The organism is Craterilacuibacter sinensis (genome assembly GCF_009831765.1).
Classification (GTDB): Bacteria; Pseudomonadota; Gammaproteobacteria; order Burkholderiales; family Chromobacteriaceae; genus Craterilacuibacter; species Craterilacuibacter sinensis.
In genome coordinates this window covers 1-24,275 of sequence record NZ_WSSB01000021.1, presented here as the reverse complement: position 1 = coordinate 24,275, position 24,275 = coordinate 1, and the positions used below count along the sequence as shown (strand labels likewise).

Here is a 24,275-nt window from a genome sequence, read left to right as displayed (position 1 = left end):
GTAAGGCAGACGCTCTACCAACTGAGCTAAGCGCCCTGAAATTCTGTTCCGTTGTCTGCTGTTTTGTTTGCAGTGCAACTGAGGAGGCGAATTAAACCATAGGATGATTTGCCGCGCAAGCCCTATTGCGAAATTAATTCTATTTTGTGCGGTGTTTGGGGAATTAACCGGCTGCGTCCTGCATCTTGTCCGACACGAATAGTGACGTTGACGCCGGTCGACGGTATCATTTGCCGGTTCCGCATATAAGGAAGAAGCAAGAATGAAGACGACCTTTCTCGATTTTGAGCAGCCAATTGCCGAGCTCGAGAACAAAATAGAAGAGCTGCGCTTCGTGCAGGATGATTCCGTGCTGGATATTTCTGATGAAATAGAGCGCCTGCAAAAGAAAAGCCTGGAGCTGACCAAGTCCTTGTATGCCAAGCTGACGCCGGCTCAGGTGTCGCAGGTCGCACGTCACCCGCAGCGCCCTTACACCCTGGATTATCTGAACAGTATCTTTACTGATTTTCAGGAGCTGCATGGCGATCGCGCTTTTGCCGATGATCATGCGATCGTGGGTGGCATGGCGCGCTTTAATGGCCAGGCGGTGATGGTGATCGGCCAGCAAAAAGGGCGCGGCACCAAGGATAATATTCACCGCAATTTCGGCATGCCAAGGCCGGAAGGGTATCGCAAGGCTTTGCGCCTGATGAAGCTGGCCGAAAAATTCGGCATGCCGGTGATCACCTTTATCGACACGCCGGGCGCCTATCCGGGTATCGGTGCCGAAGAGCGCGGCCAGTCCGAAGCCATCGGCCGCAATCTGTACGAGATGGCCAAGCTGCGCGTGCCGGTGATCTGCACGGTGATCGGCGAGGGCGGTTCAGGCGGGGCGCTGGCCATTGCGGTCGGCGACAGTGTCAATATGCTGCAATACGCGACCTACTCGGTGATTTCGCCTGAAGGCTGTGCTTCCATCTTGTGGAAGACCGCCGAGCGCGCACCGGATGCGGCGGAAGCGCTGGGCATTACTGCGCATCGCCTGAAATCGCTGGGCCTGATCGACCGTGTGGTCAGCGAACCGGTTGGCGGTGCACACCGCGACCATGCCGCAATGATGGCGGCGCTGAAGCGGGTGTTGCAGGAAGAACTTAAAGCCTTGACTGCACGCAGTCTGGACGAATTGTTGAAAACGCGTTTTGACCGGTTGATGAGTTATGGACGCTACAAGGAAGATGCCGCCTGATTTGCTGCAGCGCCTTCTAGAAAGCTGGCCGGACGCCTTGTCCGGCCAGTGTCGTTTGGAGCTGGGCCTGTCTGGCGGGATGGACTCCATGGTGCTGCTGGACTTGCTGGTGCAGGCGCGTGCACGGCTGGGCTTTGCCCTGTCGGCTGTGCATGTGCATCACGGTCTGAGCCGCCATGCCGACGCGTGGGCCGAGCGCTGCCGGGCCGTTTGCATGTCTTACGGGGTCGAGTTGCGTATCGAGCGCGTGCAGGTGTCGGTGTCCGGGGGCGAGTCGCTGGAAGCCGTGGCGCGGCGCGAGCGTTATCGCGTCTATGCCGCATCAAGCGCGGATGCGCTGGTGCTGGCCCATCATCAGGATGATCTGGCCGAGACCGTGTTGCTGCAACTGCTGCGCGGGGGCGGGCCGCGCGCGCTGGCGGCCATGCCGGTGTGGCGCATGCATGAAAAAGTCGGTTTGTGGCGCCCCATGCTGGCGGTGCGGCGCAGCCAGATCGAAGCTTATGCCCAGGCGCATCATCTGCTGTGGGTGGAAGACGAGAGCAATGCCGATACGCGCTGGCGGCGCAATTTGCTGCGCCATGCGGTCTTGCCCGAAATCGCGGGCCAGATTCCGCATTACCGCCAGCATCTGGCCCGTTCGGCCGCCTTGTGTGCCGATGCCGCCGATATCCTGCGCGAAGTGGCGTGTGCCGATCTGGCTGCGGTAAAGACCGGGGGGCGTTTGGCCATGCCGGCTTTTGCCGCCTTGTCCTGTGCGCGCCAGCGCCAATTATTGGCGTACTGGTGCGAGCAATTGGCGCTTGGCCAGCCTGCACCGTCGGCTTTGGAACACTTCCGTCAGCAGTTGCTGGGTGCGGCGGCGGCCGCTTCGCCTTGTCTTGCGCTGGATTCGGGTGCTTTGGTGCGCTATCGCGGCGAAGTCTGGGCATGCCGGCAATCCCCGGCGTGCGCTGAAGTCAAACTGACCGGCCTGATGCCTGGCTCAGCTGTATTGCCGCTAGGCTGGGCGGGGTGCTTGTCGCTCACGCTTAAATCCAGCGGCTTGCCTGTGGACTGGCTGGCCGGGGATCTGCGGCTGTTGCCACGCCAGGGCGGGGAGCGTCTGGCGCAGTCTGTCGGGCGCAAGCCGGTCAAGACATTGCTGCAGGAGGCCGGTTTGCCGCCGCTGCTGCGCGAACAATGGCCACTTTTGTATCGCGGCACGGAACTGGTCGCCGTGCCGGGGGTGGCCATATCGTCTGATCATCTGCAAGCAGGCGGCTGGGTGCCGCAGTGGACGCCTGCTTGAGCGAAAAGTGCAGCGCTATGCCTGGCGCTGCAAACGTCTAAGCCAGCCAAAGCGTTCGTGCCAGATGCGCGGCGCGCAGGCGACCAGATGCAAGGTCGCCAGGATATTGAGCAAGGCTACGCCCAAGAGCAGGATGGCGATATTGTCGACCAGCATCAGGCACACGGCACTTGCCAGTGCCGCGATCACCATATACAGGCCGTTGATGATATTGTTGGCGGCAATCGCTTGCGAACGAAAGGCATCGGGGCTGGCCAGCTGCAGCCAGGTGTAAAGCGGCACGGTAAAAAAGCCGCCAAAAAATCCCAGGCCGGAGATGGCAATCATGACCCGCCAGTGTCCCGGTGTCAGCAAATAGTCCCCCAGACCCACCAGTTCGCCACGGTAGTGGCCCAGTGCGGCAAGTGCCAGATCTGCGCCGAACAGGCTCATGCCCAGGCTGCCGATCAGAACCAGCCCCAGTTGCAGCCGCCCCTGCGACAGTTTGGCGCACACCACCGAACCCACGCCGATGCCGATGGAAAACAGCGCCAGCATCAAGGTGTAGACATTGGCGTCGCCGCCAAGATGCAGGCGGGTGAAGGTCGGCAACTGGGTGGTGTAAGTCGCCCCCATCAGCCAGAACCAGGAAATGCCGAGTATGGCGGCGCGCACATCGCGCAATTGCCAGGCTTCGCGTATCAGTGTCAGCGTGTCGCCGGCGATATTGGCCGACAGTTGGATATCCGGTGCGGCCGGCGGCGCCGGCGGCATGGCGCGGCTGATACCCAGGCCTGCGATGGCCACGGCAAAGGTGGTGGCGACGATGGGCCAGGGGCCGCCTTGTACCAGCAGGCTGCCACCGATCTGGCCGATCAGGATGGCAAGAAAGGTGCCCATTTCAATCAGGCCGTTGCCGCCGACCAGTTCGCCGTCTTTCAGATATTGCGGCAGAACCGAGTATTTCAGCGGACCGAAAAAGGCCGAATGCACACCCATCAGAAACAGCGCGGCCAGCAGCAAGCCGGCGGATGACAGTACAAAGCCGGCACCGGCCAGCAGCATGATGCCGACTTCGGCCAGCTTGATGGCGCGCGCAAGCACGGCCTTGTCGATTTTTTCCGACAGTTTGCCGGCACTGGCCGAGAACAGGAAAAACGGCAGGATGAAAACGCCGGCACAGATATTGACCAGTTGCTCGGGCTTCATGCCGGCAAACGACAGCCCCTGATAGCTGATCAGCACCACAATGGCGGTTTTCAGCAGGTTGTCGTTGAAAGCGCCGAGAAACTGTGTGCCGAACAGCGGGAAAAAGCGCCGCGTGGCAAAAAACGAAAAGGAAGCCTGCACAAGGGAGTCCGGACGTTAAAAAAGCGGGAAGGGCATGGTAGCCGCTTCCCGCTTGTCTTGTCAGCCACGCTTTGCGCGGGCTGTGGCTTTTTATCAGAAAATCGACATCCACAAGCCGGCGATGGTTGCGGTCATAAAGCCGGCCATCACGGCAGCGAGGAGGGCACGCAGACCGATTTCTGCCAGCGTTTTCTGCTTGGTGGGCGCCAGTGCGCCAATGCCTGCGACCGAAATGCCGATCGAGCCGAAGTTAGAGAAGCTCGATAGCGCGAAGGTCGAGATCAGGATGGCCTGTGGCGACAGGGTGCCGGCTTCCTTGAGCTTGGCCAGATCCAGATAGGCGATGAATTCGTTCAGCACGATTTTCTGGCCAATCAGGGAGCCAACCTGCAGGCTTTCGGCCCAGCTTACGCCCATCATAAAGGCGAACACGCGGAATACCTGACCGAACAGATATTGCAGGGTCAGGCCGTCAAAGATGCCGCCGGTCGAAGCCTTGATCATCTCGTTGACGCCCAGCGCCGCTCCGATGCCGTCCATTACCAGGAAGTTGAACAGGGCGATCAGCGACACGATGGCGATCAGAATGGTGGCAATAGCCGAGGCCATCTTGGTGCCGTCCAGTGCGCCGCCGACAATGGCACTGATAAAGGTGCTGTCTTCGGCTTCTTCGACTTCGCGCTTGTCGCCCGACTCATGGTCGTAGTCGGTTTCCGGGAACATGATCTTGGCGAACACGACTGCCGCCGGTGCATTCATAAACGAAGCGGTCAGCAGCAAGGTGGCGAAGCGGGCCTGCTCGGCCGGGTTGTCACCGCCAAGGAAACTGACATAAGCGGCCAGTACGCCGCCCGCCAGGGTCGACATGCCGGCAACCATCACGCAAGCCAGTTCCGATTTGGTCATGTGCTTGATGTAAGGGCGGATCAGCAAAGGCGCTTCGGTCTGGCCCAGAAAGATATTGCCGGCAACAGTCAGGCTTTCCGGTCCGGACAGCCGCATGGTGCGCTTCATGAACCAGGCAAGGCCGGCCACGACGCGCTGCAGAATGCCCAGATGGTAGAGCAGGGCGGTCAGCGCCGAGAAGAAGATGATGACCGGCAGCACGACAAAGGCGAAGATAAAGCCCATCTTTGCCGGGCGGGCCAGATCGCCGAACACGAAGGTTGCGCCTTCGCTGGCAAAGGACAGAACCTTGGCAAAGCCGGTACCGACCGCGTTGAAGACCTGGTTGACAGCCGGTACATAGGTGATGAGGATGAACAGCGCGCTCTGGATCAGCAAGCCGGCGCCAACGGTGCGCCAGTTGATTGCCTTGCGGTTGGTGGAGGCCGCGTAGGCAACGCCGATCAGAAACAGCATGCCAATGATTGCCTGGAGAGTATTCACTGGGTGTGGCCTGTGCGTAAAAGGGTTTTGGAAAAACGGCGGATTCTACACCAAGCGTAATGCGCTTTAGCGGCAAGAAGGCTCTTCCTTATCCTTTTAGTACATTGCGTTTGTGATTTTTAGTAAATCATTCTTTTGGCGTAACTTTTTCCGGTGTGCTATGCGCGCTATCGTCATCCATCATCACCCGGTGTGCCGGTCCTTCCAGATCGTCGAACTGACCGGCGCGCGTTGCCCACCAGAAAATGCCGCCGATCAGAAAAGCCAGTACCAGGCTCATGGGTATCAGTAAATACAGGCTTTCCATCAGCTTTTCCTCTTGTTCAGGCGCAGTGCATTACTTACCACCACCAGCGAACTGCAGGCCATGCCCAGGCTGGCGATCCACGGCGTGACATGGCCGCTCATGGCCAGTGGCAGGGCCAGCAGATTGTAGGCGGCGGCCCACCACAGGTTTTGCCGGATAATGGCCAGCGTCTTGCGGGCGAGGGCGAAGGCATCCGGCAATAAGGCCAGCCGGTCGCCCATCAGAATCATATCGCCGCTGGCGGTCGCGACATCGGTGCCGCCACCCATGGCGATGGAAACGTCGGCCTGCATCAGCACCGGCGCGTCATTGATGCCGTCGCCCAGCATCACGACTTTGCATCCTTGTGTCTGCAGCTTGCGCACATAGGCGAGCTTGTCTTCCGGTGTCGCTTCCGCCTTGATATGGTCTATGCCCAGTTGCGCGGCCAGATTGCTGCAGGCAGTCAGGGCATCGCCGGATAGCAAATGAACTTTGAGTCCTGCCTGTTTGAGTGCCGTCAGCATGGCTTTGGCGTCATCGCGCACGCGGTCGCCGATGGCAAACAGCGCCAGCACCCCCTGCTCGTCGCCGAGTGCAATTACGGTTGCGCCATCGTGCCAGCCTGCACTATTGATGCTGGCGCTGCCTGACAGGGCGGCAACAAAGTCCGGTTTGCCCAAGCGGTAGCGTTGCCCCTGAACAATCCCTTGCACACCCTGGCCGGCATGGTTGTCCAGTTGTTCACACCGGGCGGCTTGCGGTGTGGCGGCCAGTATGGCGCGCGCGATCGGGTGTTCCGATCCGGTTTCGAGGCCGGCAGCCAATGCGAGCAGTTTGGCAGGGTCGCGTCCGTCCAGCGCCCGGGTCGCAATCAGGCGCATATCACCATGGGTCAGGGTGCCGGTTTTGTCGAACACCACATCGCTGGCGCGGGCCAGGGCTTCCAGCGCATGGCCGCGGGTGGTGAGGACGCCATCCAGTGCCAGACGTCCGGTGGCGGCTGTCAGCGCAGCCGGCGTGGCCAGCGACAGGGCGCAAGGGCAGGAAATGACCAGCACGGCTACGGTAATCCATAGCGCGTGTTCGGGATCATGCGGATACCACCAGGCAAAGGTCGCGACCGCCGCCAGCAGCAAGGCCAGCACAAACCAGCCGGCGAAACGGTCGGCGATTTCTGCCAGTCGCGGTTTCTCGGCCAGAGCCTGATCCAGCAGGCGCACAATGCTGGCCAAGCGCGTATTCTGGCCGGTACCGGTAATGCGCACATACAAAGGGCTGGCGGTGTTGACGCTGCCGGCAATCAGCGCGTCACCTGCCTGCTTGTCAAGCAGACGGCTCTCGCCGGTCAACAGTGCCTCGTTTAACTGGCTATGCCCCTCCAGTACGCAAGCGTCGGCGGGAACGGTTTCGCCGGGGCGAATCAGCAGCACATCGCCGCAAGATAGCGTCGCGGCAGCCGCTTCGTGGGTCTCGCGCGATTCGGGCCAGGCGCTGAGTTTATGGGCGAAGGCCGGAATCAGCTTGACCAGCGTTTCGGCCGCCGCGCCGGCCTCGCGCCTGGCAATGCCCTCAAGATAGCGCCCGCCCAGCAGCAGGAAAACGAACATCGACACCGAATCGAAGTAAATGCCATGTTCTATATGGTTCAGCAGGGCATACAGGCTGGCAAAGAAGGTGGTCAGTATGCCTATGGTCACCGGCGTATCCATGCCCACCCGATGCCGCTTGAGATCGCGCCAGGTGGCCTGATAAAAGGGAACGGCCGAGTAGACCATCACCGGCAGGGTCAGGATCAGGCTGGCCCAGTGCAGCATCCACAGGAAGTCGGGCTCGATTTCGCCATCCGGGGCAAGGTAGACCGGTACGGCATACATCATCACCTGCATCATCGACAGGCCGGCCACCCAGAGCCGGTTGATCGCCTGTTTGCGCTGTTTTTGCTGCAGCGCTTCCTGGCGGGCTGCGTCGTAAGGATGGGCGCGATAACCGATGGCGGCGATGGCCTCCAGAATTTGCGACAGCTTGATGCGGCTTGTGTCCCAGCGCACGCGGGCGCGATGGGTGGTGTAGTTGATGTCGACCGACAAGATGCCGTCCTGGCGCTGCAAATGCTGCTCGTTCAGCCAGATGCAGGCGGCGCAGGTGATGCCCTCCAGTATCAGCGAGGCCTCGCGCACGTGCCCGTCTTCAACGTGGACAAAACTTTGTTGCAGGGACTCGCTGTCATACAGGCGAATCTGCTGCAATAGCTCGTCTGGCAAGGCTTCGGCCTGCCCCGCCTCAGTGCTGCGATGCTGGTAATAGTCGTCCAGACCGGCATCGATAATGGTCTGGGCAACGGCCTGACAGCCGGCGCAGCAGGCAGGTTTGCTGTGCTGGCGATAGCGTATCGGATAGTCGCAGCCTGCCGGAACGGGCAAGGCGCAGTGGAAGCAGGATTCAGTCATTGCGTGCTATTGTAACCAATTGGAATCAACTGGTGGGTAGAGGTGTGGGCATGGTGATGCGTGCAGTAGTGCAAAGCGGGCCGGGTGGCGTCGGTACGCTGGCCATTTCCATGGTCGAAAAGCCGGTGCCGGCAGCAGGCCAGATGCGGGTGCGGGTGATGGCAGCCGGGCTGAATCGTGCCGATATTGTGCAGCGCGAAGGGCATTATCCGGCGCCTGCCGGGGCATCGCCGATTCTGGGGCTGGAAGTCGCCGGTGTGGTGGACGAGATTAACGGCCCGTCGCGCTTTCAGCCTGGCGACGCAGTATTTGGCCTGTTGCAGGGCGGCGGTTATGCCGACTATGCCTTGCTGGATGAGGCGCTGGCCATCCCCAAGCCGGATGCCATGAGCTGGGCGGAGGCGGCCAGCCTGCCTGAAGTGTGGATGACGGCATGGCTGAATCTGGTGGAAGTGGCGGCCTTGCAAGCCGGAGAGCGCTTTTTGGTACATGCCGGTGCCAGCGGTGTCGGCTCTGCCGCCATACAGCTGGCGTGCCTGCTAGGCGCCGAAGCGCTGGCCAGTGCCAGTGCCGATGAAAAGCTGGAATTTTGCCGCAGTCTGGGGGCGACTCAGGTATTCAATGGCCGGCGCGATGCCGCTTTTGCCGCGCAGCTTAAGGCGCAGGGTGGGGTGGATGTCATTCTGGACCCGGTAGGCGGCAGTTATTTTCGCGAAAATCTGGCCTGTCTCAATCCGGACGGGCGTCTGGTGGTAATAGGCGTGATGGGCGGGCGCAGCGCCGAGCTGAATCTGGGGCTGCTGCTGGTCAAGCGTTTGCGCATTATGGGTTCGACGCTGCGTAGCCAGCCACTGGCCGTGCGTGCGCGTCTGGCGCGGGCGCTGGAAGAGACGATTTTGCCGGCACTGGCTGACGGAAAATTGAGGGTAACGCTGGACAGTGTGTACCCGCTGTCGGCGGTGGCGGATGCGCATCTGTATATGGAAGACAACAGTAATCTGGGGAAAGTGGTGCTGGATGTGTCGTGATTAATGCTTTTGTAATTATTATCAGCTATCTTAGTACCCGGAAGGCATGAGGCTTTCTGATTTGGTATGGATGGGATTCGGGCGACGGCAACGTCGCCCATTTTTTTGGCCGGAGCAAGTGAGGGGTACTTGACTCCGGCTATATCAGGCGGCGGGTGCCAGCGCCTCGATCAGGGCGACTTCCTGGGTGTAGGACAGTGCCTTGAGCTTGCTCAGCAGGGCTTCGGCATCCACCTGATGCTCGTGATCCAGATCCTCATCCAGAATGCGCGCCTCTACCGCCAGCCACAGACCGCGGCAAGCCGATGCGCCTTCAAAGTGTATGCCCTTGAGTACGGCAGCAATCAGTTGCAGCTCGTTGTCGGCAAAACGGCGCGACAGCAGCAATTGCTCGCGGCGGATGATTTCGGCGTAGCGCTCCAGCATTTCGTGGGTGCGTGCATCCATTTCGCCATGCAGGCTGTCTGTGGCCGCTTGAGCCTCATGCGCGGCACTGGCTGTGGCAACAACGCGCTCAGGATCGAACCACGCTTCGATTTCCGGCGCAAGCAAAGGCAATTCCTGCTGCCAGGCGTGATAGAGGTCATCGCGAAAACGCGCATTGTCGGTAAAGGACAACTCGTCAAACGGCATCATGGGGGCGAGGCCACTGCCCAGTTTCTCGCGTCCGATCAGGATGTTGCCATCCTTGTCCTTGCTCACCGCGGTGCGCCAGTGGCTGTTTTCGCCAGTCGCCAGATTGTCTACCGTGACCTCGATGCAGGGCAGTGTGCATTCGCTGTCGTCACCCTCGGTCACAAAGTGCAGGGTGATGTCGAACATCTCGTGTTTTTTCAGTTCCAGTAACTGCAAGCCGTCATTGTGGCCGGCAAGGATGAACAGGCCGTCAGTTTCGTAAACGGCCACGTCGTGTTCGCTCTTGGCTGGTTTGATCAGGCGGGCGGATAGCTGTTCCGCCAGCGTGTTGATGTCCTGGGTGGCGGCCAGATTGTGGGTTTTGAGGTTGAAACCGCTACGGTAACCTGCGTGTTGGTGCCAAAGGGCATTCCAGTCGTACATGATGTTTTTCCTGTGTTTTTAGGGGTGCCAGAGCGTATCCGGATCTAATGTCGGATCAGGTATCTGCCTGACGCGAATAGAAAATTTGGGGAAACGCGCGATGCGTGATACCATCGCCCCCTAATTTTTCGCCCCACTTCTGTATAAGCAGAGACAATGACCCGACAAATTCGCAACATCGCTATTATCGCTCACGTTGACCACGGCAAGACGACTCTGGTTGACCAATTGCTTCGCCAGTCCGGCACTTTCCGCGACAACCAACAGGTTGTCGAGCGTGTTATGGACAGCAATGACCTCGAAAAAGAACGCGGCATTACCATTCTTTCCAAGAATACCGCCATCGAATATGAAGGCGTACACATCAATATCGTGGACACCCCGGGACACGCCGACTTCGGTGGTGAAGTAGAGCGCGTACTGGGCATGGTAGACGGTGTTGTGCTGCTGGTGGATGCCGTTGAAGGCCCGATGCCACAGACCCGCTTTGTGACCAAGAAGGCACTGGCGCTGGGTCTGCGTCCTATCGTGGCGATCAACAAGATCGACCGTCCGGGCGCACGTCCGGACTGGGTGGTTGACCAGACGTTTGACCTGTTCGACAAGCTGGGCGCGACCGACGAGCAGCTCGACTTCCCGATTATCTACGCATCCGGCCTGAACGGCTTTGCCAAGCTGGAACTGGAAGAAGAGTCGGACAATATGCGTCCGCTGTTCGAAACCGTGCTCAAGCATGTGCCGACCCCTTCGGGCGACCCTGAAGCTCCGCTGCAGCTGCAAATTTCCGCGCTGGACTACTCGACCTACACCGGTCGCCTGGGTCTGGGCCGCGTACTGAACGGCCGTATCAAGCCGGGTCAGGTCGTGGTTGTCATGAACCACGAAGAGCAGGTTGCACAAGGCCGCATCAACCAGGTGTTGGGCTTCAAGGGTCTGGAGCGCGTGCCGGTTGAAGAAGCCGAAGCCGGCGACATCATCACCATCTCCGGTCTGGACGATATCGGTATCGGTGTGACCATCTGCGACCGTGACGCGCCTGTCGGCATGCCGGTGCTGGGTGTGGACGAGCCTACCCTGACCATGGACTTCATGGTGAACACCTCGCCACTGGCCGGTACCGAAGGCAAGTTCGTGACTTCGCGCCAGATCCGCGACCGCCTGACCAAAGAGCTCTTGACCAACGTTGCGCTGCGTGTGGAAGACACCGAAGACGCGGACATCTTCCGCGTGTCCGGTCGTGGTGAACTGCACCTGACCATTCTGTTGGAAAACATGCGTCGTGAAGGCTTCGAAATGGCCGTGGGTAAGCCACGTGTCGTGTTCAAGGACATCGATGGCGAGAAGTGCGAGCCGTACGAAAACCTGACCGTAGACGTGGAAGACACCACCCAGGGCGCCGTGATGGAAGAGCTGGGTCGTCGCCGTGGCGAACTGACCAATATGGAATCCGATGGCCAGGGTCGTACCCGCCTCGAGTACCATATCCCTGCGCGTGGCCTGATCGGCTTCCAGGGCGACTTCATGACCATGACCCGTGGTACCGGCCTGATGAGCCATGTATTTGATGATTACGCACCGGCTAAAGCCGATATGCCTGGCCGTCACAACGGTGTGCTGATTTCGCAGGATAACGGTGTGGCTGTGGCCTACGCCCTGTGGAAGCTGGAAGACCGCGGCCGTATGTTCGTGTCGCCAGGTGACAAGCTGTACGAAGGCATGATCATCGGTATCCATAGCCGCGACAACGATCTGGTGGTGAACCCGCTCAAGGGCAAGCAGCTGACCAACGTGCGCGCTTCCGGTACCGACGAAGCCGTGCGTCTGACCACGCCGATCAAGATGACGCTCGAGTCCGCTGTCGAATTCATCGACGACGACGAAATCGTTGAAATCACGCCGCAAAACATCCGTATGCGTAAGCGCTTCCTGCAAGAGCACGAGCGCCGCAAGAACCGCAACGCCTGATCGTTACGGTGATGCAAAAAAACCCGGTTCATTGAACCGGGTTTTTTCATATCCGGGCAGAGGGCCGGTTATGCGCGTATCACTTTGCCGCCTGTGGGATCAGGGAAATGCCCAGCGCATCGACATAAGTGCCCTTGATCTGGTCGCCCACCTGGATCCGCTTGAGCTGCTCCGGATCCTCGATTTTCAGCGTCAGCTTGCGCGAGACTCCCTTAAGTTCGATGGTGTGGGCTTTGAGGTTTACCTTGATCACATCCGCCATCACGGTTGTCTTCTTTGCGATCACGCCAGCCGGCGCGCTGCCTTCTTCGGCACGACCCGCTTCCACGGTGTCTACGCGGGTGCGTACGCCAGCACCGCCCTTTTTGAGTTCCAGTGTCAGCGCTTCGAGCAGTTTAGCCTGAACCTTGTCACCCACCCTGATTTGCGCAAAGTTGCGTACATCGGGACCGGCTACGACTTGACGCAGCTGACCGTTCGTCCCTTGCAGGGTCAGGGTGCGGGTGGCGGTATCGATGGCCGTCACTGTCGCCTCCAGCTTCAGTTCGCCGGCGACGATGGCCTTGCCCGGCAGTGTGGCAAAGGCAACGCCGGCATTGGTAGCCATGGCGACACTGGCCATTAGCGACAGCAGCAATGTGCTGAGTATTTTTTTGAGTTGCATGGGTAGTTCCTCTTCGGGTATGGCGCTTGACGGATTGATTGCCTAAATGCCAGCTACCAGCCGACACAAGTGAGTGGCTTTATGAATTACCCAGCTCGTATTATTTATAAAGCATGAATTGAGTGTGTGCAAAATCTGATTTGCTGACAATGCACGACTGGGAGTAGCTGGATGACGCTAGAGCAGGACCAGCAGGCCGGCGGTCATGCCGACCAGAGTAGAGGCAAAGGTCGGCAGACAGCGCAGCGCCAGCGTACGTCCGCCCAGAGTGGCGATCAGGCCGAACTTGAAGGCGCTATTGGCGCTGATGGCCAGCAGCATGGCGACGATCAGGCTGTGTTCGTCTATCTGTGCCTTGCCCAGCATCTGGTACAGCGTCAGGGTAATGGCATCCACATCATTCAGCCCGCTGATCAGGGCCACAAAATACACGCCCTTGCTGCCGAATAAATCATTGAGCCAGGCGCTAAGTACCAGGACTGCGGCAAATAGCGCGGCAAAGCCCAGTGCCAGGCGCAGTTGGGTCGGGTTTTGCAGTTCGGGCGTGTGCTGCGGGTGCGGCGCATCACCACCGCGCAGCATCAGCGCGGTGGCAATCAGCCCCAATAGCAAGGCGGGCAGCAGCAAGGTGGCCACGGCCTGCAAGGCCGAGGGCATGACCACGGCCGTCACCAGCGTCAGGCGGGCAAACAGCACCAGATTGGCCAGCAGAATGACCTGGCTTGCCAGTGCCAGTGATGCCGGGCGGGCATGCGCTTCGCGGGCATAGACCAGCGTGGTGGCGGTGGAGGAAACCAGTCCGCCCATCACGCCCAGTATGGTGGCGCCAAAGCGGGTGCCGAAAATTTTCAGCGCCAGAAAACCGGCCAGCCCGACCCCCACGATCAGTACGACCAGCAGCCACACCTGATACGGATTGAAGGCGCGGTAAGGGCCGAAATTCTGGTCGGGCAGCAGCGGCAGAATGATAAAGGTCAGCGCGCAAAATTGCAGGATGGACAATAGATCGCGCCGCGACAGCTCGTGCGACAGGCTGGACAGCTCGCGCTTGAGATAAAGCAGCAAGGTGGTCAGAACGCCCAGTGCGATGGCCAGCCGGACTCCCTCGTGCCAGACCAGTATGCCAAGACCGTAGCTGATAAACAGCGCGGCTTGGGTGGTGGTGCGCGAGTCGCGCAGGCGCTCGGGGGGCGAGGGCAGAAAGCTCAGGCTGCCGACCAGAATCAGGCCGATAGCCGGCAGCCACAGGGTCTGGGTGCGCTGTGCCAGCATGGCCAGCAAGGTGCCGAGAAAGGCGGTCAGGGCAAAGGTGCGGATGCCGGCGATGGTGTCGGACTTGCGCTCGCGCTCGATACCGATAAACAGGCCGATGGCAATGCTGGTGGCGAATAGGGGCAGGGTTTCGAACGGGGTACCGGCAAGGCGCAGCCAGTGGTTGATGGGTATATCGACCATGGCTGCGCCCTGTCTTTATTGCGGTTTGAGCCGCAAGCGTATGGATGCTTCGATGCCGGCAGCGTCAAGGCCGCAGGATGCCAGTTGCTGGGCGTGGTCGCCATGGTCGACAAAGTCGTCGGGCAGGCCCAGTTGCAAGACCTGCGTGGCAAGCTGAGCGGCTTCCATGGCTTCGATGCAGGCCGAGCCTGCGCCGCCCATGATGACGTTTTCTTCCACGGTAACGATCAGGCTGTTGCCTTGCGCCAGCGTGCGCACCAGTTCAGTGTCCAGCGGTTTGACAAACCGCATGTCGGCGACGGTGGCGTCCAGCGCTTCGGCCGCAGCCAGCGCCGGCGTGACCATGCTGCCAAAAGCCAGGATGGCGATGCCAGACTTGCCTTCGCGCAACAGGCGCCCCTTGCCCAGCGGCAGAGCGCACATGTCCTTGATGACTTCGGCGCCGCAGCCGGCACCGCGCGGATAGCGCACTGCAGTCGGGGTGTCGAGGGTGAAGGCTGTATACAGCATCTGGCGGCACTCATTCTCGTCGGATGGCGCCATCACCGTCATGTTTGGAATGCAGCGCAGGAAGGACAAGTCAAACGCGCCGCCATGGGTCGGGCCGTCGGCGCCGACCAGACCGGCGCGGTCGATGGCGAACACCACTGGCAGGTTTTGTAGCGCCACATCATGGATCAGCTGGTCATAGCCGCGCTGCAAGAAGGTTGAGTAGATGGCGACCACAGGCTTCATACCGTCGCAAGCCATACCGGCGGCGAAGGTCACCGCGTGCTGTTCGGCAATGGCGACATCGAAGAAGCGCTCGGCATGCTCGCGTGCAAAGCGCACCATGCCCGAGCCCTCGCTCATGGCCGGGGTGATGCCGATCAGGCGGTGGTCTTTTTTCGCCATATCGCACAGCCAGTCACCGAATACCTGGGTGTAGCTGGGCTTGCCACCGCTTTTGCCGGCGGCAAGGCCGCTTTCCGGGTCGAAGCGGGAGACACCGTGATAGGCGATCGGGTCTTTTTCCGCCAGCTTGTAGCCCTGACCCTTCTTGGTGACGATGTGCAGGAACTGCGGGCCTTTCAGGCTCTTGATGTTCTTCAGCGTTTCGACCAGCGTGTCGAGATCATGGCCATCTATCGGGCCGATATAGTTGAAGCCGAAAGCCTCGAACAGGGTGCTCGGGGTCAGCATGCCCTTGACGTGTTCTTCGACCTTGCTTGCCAGCTCGCGTACCGGCGGCACAATGCCCAGCACCTTGCTTGAGCCTTCGCGTACGCTGCTGTAAAAGCGGCTGGACAAAAGCTTGGCCAGATAGTTGTTGAGCGCGCCGACATTGGCCGAGATCGACATATCGTTGTCGTTAAGCACCACCAGCAAATTGGTGTCCATGGCACCGGCGCTGTTAAGCGCCTCGAAGGCCTGACCTGCGGTCAGTGCGCCGTCACCGATAATGGCCACACAGCTGCGGTCTATCTTCTGTGCCTTGGCGGCCACTGCCATGCCCAGTGCGGCGCCTATGCTGGTGGAGCTGTGGCCGACGCCGAAGGTGTCGTAGGGCGATTCTTCGCGTTTGGGAAAGCCCGCGAGGCCGTCTTTCTGGCGCATGCTGCCCATGCGGGCACGCCGTCCGGTCAGGATCTTGTGCGGGTAGGTCTGGTGGCCCACGTCCCAGACCAGCCTGTCGTCCGGTGTGTTGAATACATAGTGCAGGGCAATGGTCAGCTCGATACTGCCCAGGTTGGAGGCCAGATGGCCGCCGGTCTGGCTGACCGAGTCCAAAAGGAAGGCGCGCAGCTCGCGTGCCAGTTGCGGCAACTGGGTGCGTGTCAGGCGGCGCAGGTCGGCCGGTGTGTCTATGGTGTCAAGCAGGGCAGTTGTGGTCATCTGTTGCTGTTCAGAAAGAGCGCTCGACGATGTAGCGGCCAAGCTCCCTGAGTCTTGCGGCTTTGCCGGCGAAGGGTTCGAGCGCGTCAAAGGCATCACTGGAGAGTTCACGGGCAAATTCGCGTGCACGGGCAAGTCCCATCAGGCTGACGTAAGTCGGTTTATCGTTGGCGGCATCCTTGCCGGCTGTTTTGCCTAGTGCCTGGCTATCGGCGTCGACATCCAGCACATCGTCAACCACCTGGAAGGCGAGGCCGATGCACTTGGCGAAGTGGTCCAGGCGCGCCAGCTCATCGCTGGATAAAGGCGTGCCGGCTTGTGCGCCCAGCATGACCGCCGCGCGAATCAGCGCGCCGGTCTTCATCAGGTGCATATATTCCAGCTCGGGCAGCGACAGCTCCAGGCCGACGCTGGCCAGATCGATGGCCTGGCCGCCAGCCATGCCGGCGTGGCCCGACGCGCGTGCCAGTGTCTGCACCAGCGCAAGCTGGGTGGCGGGTTCTATGCCGGCCATAGGCTGCGACAGCAGATCGAAGGCCAGGGTTTGCAAGGCATCGCCGGTCAGCAGCGCAGTGGCTTCGTCAAACGCCACATGGCAGGTTGCCTTGCCGCGGCGCAGCACATCATCGTCCATGCACGGCATATCGTCGTGCACCAGCGAGTAAACATGGACCAGTTCGACGGCAGCGGCGATGCGCGCCAGATTGTCTGCGCTGGCGCCGCACAGTTCGCCGGCGGCGTAGACCAGCAAAGGCCGGGCACGCTTGCCGCCTTCCAGCGTGCTGTAGCGCATGGCACTGTGCAGGGTTTGCGGCGCATGGGCGGCATCCGGCAACAGCCTGGCCAGCGTCAGCTCCATCTCCTGCTGTACGCAGGTCATCCAGTGGCTAAAGTTTTCAGCTTGCATCGGGCAGGACCAGCGGCTTGAGTTCGTCGTTTTCCAATACTTTGAGCTGCTGCTCGGCGTCGGCCAGCTTGGCCTGGCAGAACTTGATCAGTTCGGTACCTTGCTTGTAGGACGCCAGCGCGCCCTCCAGTGGCATGTCGCCGCTTTCCATGGCCTGAATGATTTCTTCCAGCTGGGCGAGGGCGCTTTCGAAACTGGCAGCGGTTTTGGCGGCTCTGGCCATTTCGTCATTCCTTGTGCATCAATACGATTTTGCCGCCTATTGTAGGGGCAACGCCCCGTCCTGCCTAGCAAGGGGCGTTGCCTGCGGCTGCGTGTCGCGTGGCTTAAGCCGTGTGTTCGCGCTTGGGGAAGGCCAGCGAGAGCAGGACCGAGCCGATGATGACGACAAATACAACGCTGAGTGAAATCGCCGTTGGAATATGGAATACCTTGACGATCAACATCTTGACGCCGATAAAAGTCAGCACTACGGCGAGGCCGTATTTGAGCAGATGGAAGCGGTCAGCCACATCCGCCAGCAGGAAGTACATCGCGCGCAAGCCGAGAATGGCGAAAATATTCGAAGTCAGCACGATAAACGGGTCGGTGGTGACGGCGAAAATGGCCGGGATACTGTCGACGGCAAACACTACATCCGACAACTCTATCATCACCAGCACCAGGAACATCGGTGTGGCGTAGCGCAGGCCATCCTTGACGATAAAGAATTTTTCGCCGTGCATCTGGTCGGTCATGCGGATATGGCGGCGCAGGAACTTGAGGATAGGGTTGTCGGCCAGGTCAGCGGCTTCTTCCTTCTCCGGCAGCATCATTTTCAGGCCGGTAAACACCAGGAAAGCGCCGAAGATATACAGCACCCAGGCGAATTCCTTCACCAGTGCCGCCCCTACGCCCACCATCACGGCGCGCAGGATGATGGCACCGAACACGCCATAGACCAGCACGCGGCGCTGATACTCGGGCGGCACCTTGAAGTAGGCGAAAATCATCAGGAACACGAAGATGTTGTCGACGGCCAGCGATTTTTCGATCACATAGCCGGTGAGGAACTCCAGCGTTTTTTCATGGGCGATGGCCGGGCCGAAGGCCGGGTCCAGCTTGAGGTCCCAGTACAGCCAGGCCGCGAACGATAGCGCAACCGTGACCCAGACGCAGGACCAGGCCAGCGCCTCCTTGACGCCCACCTTGTGCGCGCCTTTTTTATTGAGTGCGACAATGTCGACCGCCAGCATGATAAGCACGGCGATGAAAAATACGCCGTAAAAGAAGGGCGAGCCGATATCCGGCATGGCCTGTTGCATAGTGGAATTCCTGTGTGAATGCTTTGTGCAGCAAAGGCGTATTTTGGTGTAGTGTGCGCGCTCTGGCTAGTAGCAAAAATGCATAGATTGTAAAGAGATGAAAACTATTCTGATTTCCGGCTGCTCAAGCGGCATCGGTTATGCGGTGGCGCATGGCCTTAAAAGCCGTGGCTGGCGTGTTTTTGCCACCTGCCGTCAGGCCGGTGATGTGGCCCGCCTTGCCGGCGAGGGGCTGGAGGCGCTCCATCTGGATGTGGATGACAGTGCCAGCATCCATGCCTGTGTCGCCGAAGTGCTGTCCCGTACCGGTGGCACCCTTGATGCGCTATTTAATAATGCCGGTTACGGCCAGCCCGGTGCTTGCGAGGATGTGCGCCGTTTTGCCATGCGTGCGCAGTTTGAAACCAATCTGTTTGGTGCATGGGAGCTGATGAATGCCGTGCTGCCGGTGATGCGCGCTCAAGGGCACGGCCGCATTCTCTATAACAGTTCGGTACTGGGTTTTGCCGCGATGAAGTACCGGGGTGCGTATAACGCCAGCAAATATGCGATGGAAGGCTTGTGCGATACGCTGCGGCTGGAGCTCTTGGGTAGCGGCATCCATGTCAGCTTGATCGAGCCAGGGCCGATTGTCAGCCGCTTTCGCCCTAATGCACTGGCAAAATTTCTGCAAAATATCGATATCGAGGCAAGCTGCCATCGCGCGGCTTATGAGGCGCAGTTGGCGCGGCTGCAAAAGCCGGGCCCGGCTGCGCCGTTTACCCTGCCCGAGTCGGCGGTGCTGGATGCCGTGTTTAAGGCGCTGGCGGCGAAGCGGCCCGCAGCTCGTTACCGGGTGACGGTGCCGACCCATCTGTTCTGGTTTTTGAAGCGCATCCTGCCGACGCGGGTGCTGGATGCGCTGCTCGGGCGCGCTGCCTGAGCGCCTTGCCATGCAGAACGCCCCGTCAGGCTGAGCCTGACGGGGCGTTTTTCTGGTAGTTGGCGCTTAGCTCTGGCTGCTGATTGCGCCGGATGGCAGCTTGTCCTCACCTGCGATACAGGCGGCGGCGGTGAACAGCACATCGGTGGACGAATTCAGCGCGGTCTCGGCCGAGTCCTGCAGTACGCCGATGATGAAGCCGACGGCGACCACCTGCATGGCGATATCGTTGGAGATGCCGAACAGGCTGCAAGCCAGCGGGATCAATAGCAGCGAGCCGCCAGCGACACCGGAGGCACCGCAGGCGCACACGGCAGCAACAACAGAGAGCAGCAGTGCGGTTGGTACATCTACCACGATGCCCAGCGTATGCACTGCGGCCAGCGTCAGTACGGTGATGGTGATGGCCGCGCCGGCCATATTGATGGTGGCACCAAGCGGGATGGAGACCGCGTAGGTATCTTCATGCAGACCCAGCTTCTCGCACAGCTCCATGTTTACCGGAATATTGGCGGCCGAGCTGCGGGTAAAGAAGGCGGTGATGCCGCTTTCTTTCAGGCAGGTGAAAACCAGCGGGAACGGATTTTTACGTATTTTCCAGTACACGATCAGCGGGTTGAGCACCAGTGCAACCAGCAGCATGCTGCCTATCAGAACCGCCAGCAACTGGGCATAGCCCCACAGTGCACCAAAACCGGTGGTGGCCAGCGTGGAGGCAATCAGGCCGAAAATGCCCAGCGGGGCAAAGCGGATGATGATGTGCACGATGAAGGTGATGCCATAGGAAAGGTCATGCACCACCAGCTTGGTGGTGTCCGACGCATGGCGCAGCGCAATGCCCAGTGCGATGGCCCAGGCCAGAATGCCGACAAAGTTGGCGGTCAGTAACGCATTGACCGGATTGTCGACCACATTCATGAGCAGGGTCTTGAGGACTTCGGAGATGCCGCCTGGGGGCGACAGTTCACCGCTATGCGACACCAGTGTCAGCATGGTCGGAAAGGCAAAGCTCATCATCACCGCCACCAGCGCAGCGGAGAAGGTGCCCAGCAGGTACAGCACCAGAATCGGACGAATATGGGTGGGCTGGCCTTTTTTATGGTTGGCAATAGAAGCGGCCACCAGCACAAACACCAGTATCGGTGCTACCGCTTTCAGGGCGCTGATAAACAGCGAACCCAATAGTCCTGCCGATTTGGCGGCTTCCGGTGCTACCAGGGTGAGGGCTACGCCGGCGATGAGGCCGAGCAGGATCTGGCTGACCAGAGAACCCTGCGTGATATAGCGGATCAGGCGATGCATGTTTTTCCTTTGTACCCGGCTTGTGCTGCATGGCGGCGCAAGCCTGTTGTTGTCGTTCTCCGGATGGCCGGACTGTGCCGGTCTTGATTCCAGATGGATGGGAAGGCCAGTCTAGCCGCAAAAGTGCATGCCTTGGAAGTGCTTGTATACATTCGATTGTTTTTTGTCGCCTTAAGACAAGTCGCTACGCGGCATGGTGTGTCCGCTGTGCCGGCAAGACGGGGCACGCTGCGGTGCGCTATAATTGGCGTCATTTTTTTGCGTTTTCACTAGACACCTGACACGACCATGGAACTTGCCAAAAGCTTTGAACCGGGCGACATCGAGCGCCGCTGGTACGACACCTGGAATCAGGCCGGCTACTTCAAGCCGAGCATGGATACCGCCAAGCCTTCCTTCTGCATCCAGCTGCCGCCGCCGAACGTCACCGGCACGCTGCACATGGGCCACGCCTTCAACCAGACCATCATGGATGGCCTGACCCGCTACTACCGCATGAAGGGCGACAACACGCTGTGGGTGCCGGGCACCGACCACGCCGGTATCGCTACCCAGATCGTGGTGGAGCGCCAGCTGGCCGAGCAGGGCGTGTCGCGCCACGACCTGGGCCGCGACGCGTTTATCGGCAAGGTGTGGGAGTGGAAGGAAAAGTCCGGCGGCACCATCACCAGCCAGATGCGCCGCGTCGGCTGCTCGGTGGACTGGGACAAGGAATACTTCACCATGGACGACAAGATGTCGACCGCGGTGACCGAAGTCTTCGTGCGCCTGTTCGAACAGGGCCTGATCTACCGCGGCAAGCGCCTGGTGAACTGGGACCCGAAACTGGGCACCGCCGTGTCCGACCTCGAAGTGATTTCCGAGGAAGAAGACGGCAAGATGTGGCATATCCGCTATCCGGTGGTCGGCTCCGACGATGTGGTCGTGGTTGCCACCACCCGTCCGGAAACGCTGCTGGGTGACGTCGCCGTCGCCATCAACCCGAGCGACGAGCGCTACCAGCACCTGTTGGGCAAGCAGCTCGAGCTGCCGCTGACCGGCCGCACCATTCCGGTGATTGCCGACGACTATGTCGATGCCGCCTTCGGTACCGGCTTCGTCAAGATCACGCCGGCACACGACTTCAACGACTATCAGGTCGGCAAGCGCCACAACACGCAGCTGATCAATGTGATGAGCCTGGAAGCCACCATGCTGGCCAAGGCACAGGTGTTCGGCTTTGACGGCAGTGCGCAGGGCGGTTTCGACCTGCCGGCTGCCTACGCAGGCCTGTCCACCAGCGAGGCCCGCAAGGCGATGCTGGCCGATCTGGAAGCCGCTGGCCTTCTGGTTGAAACCAAGCCGCACAAGCTGATGGTGCCGCGTGGCGATCGTACCGGTTCGGTGATCGAACCTTTGCTGACCGACCAGTGGTTTGTCGCCATGACCAAGGTGGGCGAGGGCGATGCCACCGGCAAGAGCATCACCCAGAAGGCCATCGACGCGGTGGAATCGGGCGAAGTGCGCTTTGTGCCGGAAAACTGGGTCAACACCTACAACCAGTGGATGAACAACATCCAGGACTGGTGCATCAGCCGCCAGCTGTGGTGGGGCCACCAGATCCCGGCCTGGTACGACGAAGACGGCAAGGCCTATGTCGGGCGCACGCTGGAAGAAGTACAGGCACAGGCACCGGGCAAGACCCTGCGTCGCGACGAAGATGTGCTCGACACCTGGTTCTCGTCGGCACTGGTGCCGTTCTCCAGCCTGGGCTGGCCGAACGAGACGCCGGAACTCAAGGCCTTCGTGCCGTCGCAGGTGCTGGTCACCGGCTACGAGATCATCTTCTTCTGGGTTGCCCGGATGATCATGATGACCACCCATTTCCTGGGCAAGGTTCCGTTCAAGGACGTCTACATCCACGGCATCGTGCGCGATCACGAAGGCAAGAAGATGTCCAAGTCCGAGGGCAACGTGATCGACCCGGTCGACCTGATCGACGGCATCGACCTGCCACGCCTGACCGAGAAGCGCACCACCGGCCTGCGCCGCCCGGAAAAGGCCCCGCAGATCGCCAAGGCCACCGAAAAGCTGTTCCCCGAAGGCATCCCGGCCTACGGCACCGACGCGCTGCGCTTCACCATGGCCAGCTACGCGTCGCTTGGCCGTTCGGTCAACTTCGACTTCAAGCGTGCCGAAGGCTACCGCAACTTCTGCAACAAGCTGTGGAACGCCACCCGCTACGTGATGATGAACGTCGAGGGCAAGGACTGCGGCCAGGACGAAACCCTGCCGCTGGAATACAGCTTCGTCGACCAGTGGATCATCGGCCGCTTGCAGCAGGCCGAAGCCGATGTCACCCAGGCGCTGGAAACCTACCGCTTCGACCTCGCTGCGCAGGTGATCTACGAGTTTGTGTGGAACGAGTACTGCGACTGGTATCTGGAGCTGAGCAAGGTTCAGCTGCAAAACGGCAACGAAGCGCAGCAACGCGCCACCCGCCGCACCCTGGTGCGCGTGCTGGAAGTGGCGCTGCGTCTGACGCACCCTATCATGCCGTTCATCACCGAAGAGCTGTGGCAGACCGTTGCGCCTTTGGCCAACGCCAAGAACAGCGAATCCATCGTGATCGCAGCCTGGCCGGTGGCTGTGCCTGAAAAAATCAATGCCGCATCCAATGCGCGCATGGAGGCTTTCAAGGACATGGTCAACGCGGTGCGCAATCTGCGCGGCGAAATGAACCTCGGCCCGGCGGTGAAAGCGCCGCTGTTTGTCGAAGGTGCCGACGACTGCGCCGACTTCCTGCCTTACATCAAGTTGTTGTGCCGCATCTCGGAAGCGTCGATTGTCACCGCATTGCCGGCCGATAGCGATGCACCGGTCGCCATCTCGGGCAATGCACGCATGATGCTGAAGGTGGAGGTCGACAAGGCCGCCGAAAGCGCGCGTATCAACAAGGAAATCGGCAAGACCGAAGCCGAGTTGATGCGTCTGAACGGCAAGCTGGAGAAGCCGGGCTATATCGACAAGGCGCCGGCGCATCTGGTTGAGCGCGACAAGGCGCAACTGGCTGAATTCAGCGACAAGCTGGACAAGCTTAAGGCGCAGTTGGCCAAGCTCGCCTAAGCGTTAACCGCTGTATCGAAAAACCCGTCCTCGTCGAGGGCGGGTTTTTTATTGGCGATGTCACCATTGCGGGTTGGCTAGGTTGTGCTCGGGTTTTGTGTCCGCTGCGCGGACGTTTTTATTGCCGCTTCCGCGCGGCGGACGGGGCCATTTCTTTTGTTTCGGCAAAAGAAATGGCCGAAAGAAAAGGCGACCCGAAGCCGCTTCGAAACCCCGCGCCAAAGCCGCCCGCCAAGGCGCCGCCCAACTCGCGATTCGCTAGCGTCGAATCGCTCAGACAAAGGGCGGCTTAAAACCTTGGCGGCCAACTTAGCCGCGGCTCGCGCCTACGGGGAGGGTTGCTTCCCATTTTTGTTGGTGATGTGTAGAACTGGGTCGCAGGGTAGATACCGTCTTGCCCATCATGCGGTCAAGTAGTCCGATTGATAGGCTTGGCGGGTTTTAAGCACGCCAAAGCACCGATGTACCAGCTTACGCATCGCGGCGCCCAAGGCTGACATCTTGGTCTTGCCTCGTTGCAGTAGGCGTTCGTATAGTGCTTTGACGTGCGGGTTGTATTTGGTTGCAACAATCGCAGCCATGTAGAGCACGGCGCGAACACGGGCTGGACCGGCTTTGGATAGCTTGGTACGGCCGAGCAGCGAGGTGCCGGATTAGCGTTCAACCGGCACCAGACCGAGATAGGCAGCCAACTGTTCGGCGCTGGCAAACGACTT

General features: G+C 60.2%; 18 protein-coding genes and 1 pseudogene. 6 read left to right on the top strand and 13 right to left on the bottom strand.

Translation table 11 applies throughout. The features are described 5' to 3' along the window. Window positions 1-262 precede the first annotated feature (262 nt). Together GQF02_RS15370 and tilS are read left to right on the top strand one after the other, a co-directional pair. Window positions 263-1,228, top strand: a complete 966-nt coding sequence (locus GQF02_RS15370) for an acetyl-CoA carboxylase carboxyltransferase subunit alpha (RefSeq protein WP_124734327.1) — start codon at window positions 263-265, stop codon at window positions 1,226-1,228. Next, window positions 1,200-2,519: a tRNA lysidine(34) synthetase TilS gene (gene tilS / locus GQF02_RS15365; RefSeq protein WP_235930223.1), complete on the top strand. Its 1,320-nt coding sequence runs from the start codon at window positions 1,200-1,202 to the stop codon at window positions 2,517-2,519. Before GQF02_RS15370 ends, tilS begins: the two co-directional genes overlap by 29 nt. A gap of 15 nt (window positions 2,520-2,534) precedes the next feature. On the opposite strand, the gene GQF02_RS15360 is transcribed toward tilS, so the two are convergent. The 4 genes from GQF02_RS15360 to GQF02_RS15345 all read right to left on the bottom strand — a co-directional run bounded on the left by GQF02_RS15360 (window position 2,535) and on the right by GQF02_RS15345 (window position 7,973). Further along, the gene (locus GQF02_RS15360) at window positions 2,535-3,848 is read right to left on the bottom strand and encodes an MFS transporter (RefSeq protein ID WP_160798331.1); all 1,314 of its coding nucleotides are present in this window, start codon (window positions 3,846-3,848) and stop codon (window positions 2,535-2,537) included. Window positions 3,849-3,941: 93 nt separating this feature from the next. After that, window positions 3,942-5,210 carry a NupC/NupG family nucleoside CNT transporter gene (locus GQF02_RS15355; RefSeq protein WP_220789518.1) on the bottom strand — a complete coding sequence of 423 codons (1,269 nt, stop codon included), beginning with the start codon at window positions 5,208-5,210 and terminating at the stop codon, window positions 3,942-3,944. Between the two features lie 154 nt (window positions 5,211-5,364). Then, window positions 5,365-5,544, bottom strand: a complete 180-nt coding sequence (gene ccoS / locus GQF02_RS15350) for a cbb3-type cytochrome oxidase assembly protein CcoS (RefSeq protein ID WP_124734324.1) — start codon at window positions 5,542-5,544, stop codon at window positions 5,365-5,367. After that, window positions 5,544-7,973: a heavy metal translocating P-type ATPase gene (locus GQF02_RS15345; protein ID WP_160798327.1), complete on the bottom strand. Its 2,430-nt coding sequence runs from the start codon at window positions 7,971-7,973 to the stop codon at window positions 5,544-5,546. The genes ccoS and GQF02_RS15345 overlap by 1 nt, the downstream gene beginning before the upstream one ends. Before the next feature lie 32 nt (window positions 7,974-8,005). On the opposite strand from GQF02_RS15345, the gene GQF02_RS15340 reads away from it, so the two are divergent. Beyond that, window positions 8,006-9,001 (top strand): NAD(P)H-quinone oxidoreductase, encoded by a 996-nt coding sequence (locus tag GQF02_RS15340; RefSeq protein ID WP_328698636.1) that lies wholly within the window; start codon window positions 8,006-8,008, stop codon window positions 8,999-9,001. Window positions 9,002-9,145: 144 nt separating this feature from the next. Here GQF02_RS15340 and GQF02_RS15335 read toward each other — a convergent pair whose 3' ends face one another. Next, window positions 9,146-10,060 (bottom strand): hypothetical protein, encoded by a 915-nt coding sequence (locus GQF02_RS15335; protein ID WP_160798323.1) that lies wholly within the window; start codon window positions 10,058-10,060, stop codon window positions 9,146-9,148. Window positions 10,061-10,216: 156 nt separating this feature from the next. On the opposite strand from GQF02_RS15335, the gene typA reads away from it, so the two are divergent. Next, window positions 10,217-12,025, top strand: coding sequence for a translational GTPase TypA (typA, locus tag GQF02_RS15330; protein WP_124734321.1), 1,809 nt, complete (start codon window positions 10,217-10,219; stop codon window positions 12,023-12,025). Window positions 12,026-12,104: 79 nt separating this feature from the next. Here typA and GQF02_RS15325 read toward each other — a convergent pair whose 3' ends face one another. The 6 genes from GQF02_RS15325 to GQF02_RS15300 form a co-directional block, all read right to left on the bottom strand. Continuing rightward, the gene (locus GQF02_RS15325; protein ID WP_160798321.1) at window positions 12,105-12,689 is read right to left on the bottom strand and encodes a hypothetical protein; all 585 of its coding nucleotides are present in this window, start codon (window positions 12,687-12,689) and stop codon (window positions 12,105-12,107) included. 177 nt (window positions 12,690-12,866) lie between these two features. Continuing rightward, window positions 12,867-14,144 (bottom strand): MgtC/SapB family protein, encoded by a 1,278-nt coding sequence (locus tag GQF02_RS15320; protein ID WP_160798319.1) that lies wholly within the window; start codon window positions 14,142-14,144, stop codon window positions 12,867-12,869. A 15-nt stretch (window positions 14,145-14,159) separates the two neighbouring features. Further along, window positions 14,160-16,019 (bottom strand): 1-deoxy-D-xylulose-5-phosphate synthase, encoded by a 1,860-nt coding sequence (gene dxs / locus GQF02_RS15315; protein ID WP_160798317.1) that lies wholly within the window; start codon window positions 16,017-16,019, stop codon window positions 14,160-14,162. A 10-nt stretch (window positions 16,020-16,029) separates the two neighbouring features. After that, on the bottom strand, window positions 16,030-16,926 hold the full coding sequence (locus tag GQF02_RS15310; protein ID WP_160798315.1) for a polyprenyl synthetase family protein: 897 nt from the start codon (window positions 16,924-16,926) through the stop codon (window positions 16,030-16,032). Continuing rightward, window positions 16,916-17,149 (bottom strand): exodeoxyribonuclease VII small subunit, encoded by a 234-nt coding sequence (locus GQF02_RS15305; RefSeq protein WP_124734316.1) that lies wholly within the window; start codon window positions 17,147-17,149, stop codon window positions 16,916-16,918. The genes GQF02_RS15310 and GQF02_RS15305 overlap by 11 nt, the downstream gene beginning before the upstream one ends. 103 nt (window positions 17,150-17,252) lie before the next feature. Next, window positions 17,253-18,230: a TerC family protein gene (locus tag GQF02_RS15300; protein WP_328698635.1), complete on the bottom strand. Its 978-nt coding sequence runs from the start codon at window positions 18,228-18,230 to the stop codon at window positions 17,253-17,255. Between the two features lie 97 nt (window positions 18,231-18,327). Between GQF02_RS15300 and GQF02_RS15295 the strand changes: the two genes are divergently transcribed. After that, complete coding sequence (locus tag GQF02_RS15295) at window positions 18,328-19,152, top strand: SDR family oxidoreductase (protein ID WP_160798313.1); 825 nt, start codon at window positions 18,328-18,330, stop codon at window positions 19,150-19,152. A 66-nt stretch (window positions 19,153-19,218) separates the two neighbouring features. Here the strand turns inward: GQF02_RS15295 and sstT are convergent, their stop codons facing one another. Continuing rightward, window positions 19,219-20,454 (bottom strand): serine/threonine transporter SstT, encoded by a 1,236-nt coding sequence (gene sstT, locus GQF02_RS15290; RefSeq protein ID WP_160798311.1) that lies wholly within the window; start codon window positions 20,452-20,454, stop codon window positions 19,219-19,221. Window positions 20,455-20,742: 288 nt separating this feature from the next. Here sstT and GQF02_RS15285 point away from each other — a divergent pair, with 288 nt between their 5' ends. After that, window positions 20,743-23,559 (top strand): valine--tRNA ligase, encoded by a 2,817-nt coding sequence (locus GQF02_RS15285; protein ID WP_160798309.1) that lies wholly within the window; start codon window positions 20,743-20,745, stop codon window positions 23,557-23,559. Between the two features lie 401 nt (window positions 23,560-23,960). Here the strand turns inward: GQF02_RS15285 and GQF02_RS15280 are convergent. Continuing rightward, window positions 23,961-24,275 (bottom strand): annotated as a pseudogene (locus GQF02_RS15280) (transposase); the annotation flags it as partial.